This is a genomic window from Bacillus sp. AP50 (assembly GCF_040492675.1).
GTDB lineage: Bacteria > Bacillota > Bacilli > Bacillales > Bacillaceae_G > Bacillus_A > Bacillus_A cereus.
On record NZ_JBEUTW010000621.1, the window covers coordinates 1 to 3550 of the forward strand.

Sequence of the window (3550 nt, forward strand, 5' to 3'; positions counted from 1 at the left end):
GTCAGATTCATGCTAGTACTATAGCCTATGTTATGTCTTTTTTGAGGATAAATAAAGAGGAAAGCAGAATCACTATTCCATTTAATATATATACGCTTGCGGTCATAAAGGCTAACGTACCTGCGCCAAATCCTGCTTTATCGAATATAGAAGCAAATGTTGCGATAGTCAAAAAGATAATGGGAGTCAGTAGTAAAAATATGAAACCTGCCACGATTCTTTTTTTAAAACTATGTCCAGATAAGGAAATGGCTAAAAAGTTTAGGATGCTAAACAGAGCAATTGCAAAGAGCAGGACAATAAATACTTCGATGCCATCAGACATTTTACCACTCCTTTTATAAAGAGTACTTTTTATAATCTATTCGAAATAAAAGGGGGATACTCCTTTAGGTAATTTCAATAAACGTAATAAATAGGCGTATTATAAAACAAAGAAGTATGGATTCAATATTAGACCCATACTTCTTTGTTTATTTTATAAATTTGCAGATTGCGAATGCTGTTTTTCATAATGTTTCTGCTTAGAAAGGGAAATAGAAATAATCAATAATGAAACGACTCCAAAGATGAGAACCATATATTGTAACCCAATTGTATCTAAGAAGAAGCCTGTGCCAAGTAAGACGATTTGGAACATAACCCTCTCAAACATATTACGGAATGAGAAGAGGCGACCGTGATAACTTTTTTCCACTTTCGTTTGGAAAATCGTCGACATAATAGGGAAGAAGCAGCCAACACTAAACCCAAACAAACCAAATGATGTAAGAGCCATCCATTTTATATCGCTAAAGAACAATGACAGATGTGCAAAAGCAGTACAAACTGCGAAGAAATATAGTAATTTTTCAGGTTTGAAATGATCAGATAGACGTTTAATTACGAAGGCACCTAACATAAATGCGACACCTTCAATTGTATATATGAACCCTTTAATCGTAGGATCATGTTGCATTTCGCTAATGTTAATAACCATTAAATTAAACCCAGCTATAAATAATAGAGGGATGATACTTAATATAAGTGCTGTAAAAGCAATAGGAATTCCTTTTAAAATACGAAATACTTCCATAAAGCTATTATCTTTTGCAGCTTGTTTACTTGGTGTTGTTGATTTCTTGTCTTCGAATTGTAGGAAGAAAGTCGAGAGGAATAATAAGGCGTATGCTGCCATTGAGAAGGCATACATGTACTGTAAACTCATCACAACTAAAAGAATTCCACCTAGTGAAGTGCCTGCAATACGAGCAATTGTACCAACATTCATATGTACACCGTTCATTTGTAATAACTCATGCTCACGTACGATGAGTGGAATTACAGATTGTAATGCAGGGAAATAAAATGCTGCTGAAATTTGAAGAGCAACCATAAATGCGATCATAAATGCGATACTTTCAAATTGAATAGCAAAAAACATGAAAATAACACTTAAAACTCGACCAAACCCAGCGTAAAGAAGAACTTTTTTCTTTTCATACTGATCGATGACACGGCCAGCCATAGATCCAACTAGAACACCGGCTAATAGTCCGATAAATAATATAACTGATTTCATGAAATCAGAAGGGACATATTTTTGCATAAATTCAAGGTTGCCAAGAATACCAAGCCATAATCCTAGACCTGCAATAAACTCCCCAATTAGAACAATCCAAACGTTTTTATTACGCCACATAACATAAAACCTCTCCGTCTTTTAAAAATGAAAAACTCGTATATAAAACCTCCTTATTTATGCACTATTTTCATACGAACTTTTTTAGAGTCAGAGTCTATATTACGTGTTTCATAATTGGATTTCAATCTTTTTGATTTGTCAAAAATTTGATGTGTTAATTGATGAAATAAGTGAATCAAAACGTAAAAAATTTATGATTAAAGCTAATAGAAAGTAAGGATACATATAAAAAAGCAAGAACGTATAACTACGCCTCGCTTTTCTCAAGTACAAAATTAAATATTAGATTCACTTAGCAACATTTACGCTCTTGTCCAATAGCTAAAGCGCTAAAAGATAATGGGCCAACAACTTCTGCGCTTGCACCACTAGTAAGGTTTTCTACAGTTAATGAATATTCGTGTGTTCCACTGCTAACGTTTTGATCTATAGCTTGAAATGTTTGTACGTAGAATTGTTCAGAATCTGTAGATTCAATACCTACTTGTGCATTAAAAATTTCAATGTTATCACGGAAAATTCGGAATAAAACTTGTGAAGTCTCAGTTATACCTTCTACACCAATTGTAGCGATTAATTCTACTCGATTATTTCGTGAATCTCTACTTGAAATTCTCAATTTTAAATTTGCTAAAATTGCTTTATTTGGAGAAGCTGGGATTGCAAAAGTTGTTTCACCAGTTTTACTTATAGGCTGAGTAGCTTGGTAATCAATGATATGAGTCATATTCTTCACCTCCTCATATACTAGAATATGAAAATAGTGAAGAATTAGCTTGGACAAATACTGGATTATTTAATAGAGTCAACAATAATTATTGAAAAGAAGAAATTCACATAAAAGCATTAAGAATATATCACAATAAGATGATATTTTTCTTAATGCTTTTTGTAATTAAGCAGAATATTCTTCTTTACGTACTTCAAAAAATTCATTACGTCGCAAGTAATTATAAATTTTCTCTGAAACCTCTTCTTCTTCAGACACTAAGAAACGATGATCAAAAGCGTAGAAAGATTGACCTTTAATTAATTTTACGTAATACATATTAAACGCCTCCTGACACTAGATTATTACTTGCTTCATATTATGATGGCCTATATGTCTGCTAAAAATACTTGGAGTTTCAAAGGGGATAAGTAAAGAAATGAAAGAGCTTACAATTCTGTAAGGTTTATGTCACCTTTTTCGATAGTTTGTATTTACCAGTTTCTTCTATAATGCAAATAGGTTACATAAAATAAGGGGGTAAAAAGATGGATGAAATAATTGGAGAAGTTGTGGCTGGTATTTGTGAATTTGTAGTGGAAGTAACAGCAGATGCTATAGGAAATTTAGTTTCTGGAAATGATGAGGAAAAAGAAACATTATAATAATTTGTAAAAGAATAAAGTTGATCAAATTATAAAGGCTGATTTCTAAAGGGAAATCAGCTTTTTTATTTTTTACATTATATTAACTTAATTTGAATATTCATTTGTTATCATATTTAAGAAGCCTATATAAGGAGGTGAATAAACAAATATGTCGAATTCAGGGCCTGATTTATCTGTTTCTCGTTTGATTGTGGTAAATATAGAGGAAAAAGAATATCATTTTATTGTTCGTGAACATCCGATTGTAGGGAAATTTATATCGCTATTTGAAAATGGGAAAGAATACGGTTTAATAGATAAACAAATCGCTAATAAAGATAAATTTATTACATCGGAGCTTACTAAGTTAGATTATTTTAATATAGATGTTTTATATCTTACACCTGGGTGGATATGGATTGGTATGGATCAATTTGGTTTACATGCTCGTGAGGCTACTTATAACGAAGTAGATGTTATTATGAAGTTGAAAGAGGATTTATATTATAT

The 3550-nt window shown here is 31.9% G+C and carries 5 protein-coding genes; 1 reads left to right on the forward strand and 4 read right to left on the reverse strand.

All coding sequences use genetic code 11. The annotated features are described in order from the left end of the window. Positions 1-25: 25 nt before the first annotated feature. From ABWK52_RS27470 to ABWK52_RS27485, 4 genes are all read right to left on the reverse strand, one after another. Entirely contained in the window at positions 26-325 is a 300-nt protein-coding gene (locus tag ABWK52_RS27470; protein WP_001279464.1) for a hypothetical protein, read from the reverse strand. Between the two features lie 153 nt (positions 326-478). Continuing rightward, positions 479-1681 carry an MFS transporter gene (locus tag ABWK52_RS27475; protein ID WP_098541940.1) on the reverse strand — a complete coding sequence of 401 codons (1203 nt, stop codon included), beginning with the start codon at positions 1679-1681 and terminating at the stop codon, positions 479-481. Positions 1682-1976: 295 nt separating this feature from the next. Beyond that, a complete protein-coding gene (gene exsC, locus ABWK52_RS27480; RefSeq protein WP_000148797.1) occupies positions 1977-2411 on the reverse strand; it encodes an exosporium protein ExsC in 435 nt (144 codons plus the stop codon). 168 nt (positions 2412-2579) lie between these two features. After that, positions 2580-2732, reverse strand: coding sequence for a YqbF domain-containing protein (locus ABWK52_RS27485; protein ID WP_000291905.1), 153 nt, complete (start codon positions 2730-2732; stop codon positions 2580-2582). Between the two features lie 477 nt (positions 2733-3209). Between ABWK52_RS27485 and ABWK52_RS27490 the strand changes: the two genes are divergently transcribed. Next, positions 3210-3550 (forward strand): hypothetical protein (locus ABWK52_RS27490; RefSeq protein ID WP_228161184.1); only part of this gene is annotated, 341 nt, incomplete at its 3' end.